Origin of the sequence: Mesorhizobium sp. M7D.F.Ca.US.004.03.1.1 (assembly GCF_003998635.1) — a bacterium.
In the GTDB taxonomy this organism is placed as follows: Bacteria; Pseudomonadota; Alphaproteobacteria; order Rhizobiales; family Rhizobiaceae; genus Mesorhizobium; species Mesorhizobium loti.
The window spans coordinates 1-397 of record NZ_RZQG01001867.1 but is presented as its reverse complement, the minus strand read 5'-3'; the positions used below and the strand labels follow the sequence as shown (position 1 = coordinate 397).

The 397-nt window shown below is 65.0% G+C and carries 1 protein-coding gene; it reads left to right on the top strand.

Annotated features, from left to right (window positions below; genetic code table 11):
• A partial coding sequence (locus EN935_RS40440) for a substrate-binding domain-containing protein (protein WP_164771951.1) occupies positions 1-240 on the top strand: 240 nt, incomplete at its 5' end.
• Between the last annotated feature and the right edge of the window lie 157 nt (positions 241-397).

Below are 397 nucleotides of genomic sequence, written 5' to 3'. Positions count from 1 at the left end.
GCATTGGACTGGCTGCGGCAGCGTGACATCACGGTACCGGGCGACGTTTCGATCGTCGGCTTTGACGGTGTTCCGGAAGGAGCGGTTTCCAACCCGCCGCTGACCACGATCGTCCAGCCGATCGCCGAGATGGGCCGCCTTGCCGTCAAGGCGATCCTTGAAAATGACGGCTCGTTCAGCCGGCAATCGCTGCCGGTCGAACTCCTGGTGCGGGCCTCATCCGGCCCCTCGCCCGCCTGAGCCGCCTGACGCCTCAACGCCCCATTCTTGTCGCCATCGACGACATGCCGAAGGACGCATGGACGGGCGGTGCCGGATTGTGAGCCGGCCTGCTTTTCCCGGACCAGCCGAGGCCCGAAAGCCATTCGAGATAGTAGGCGACCGCGAACTGCATGAC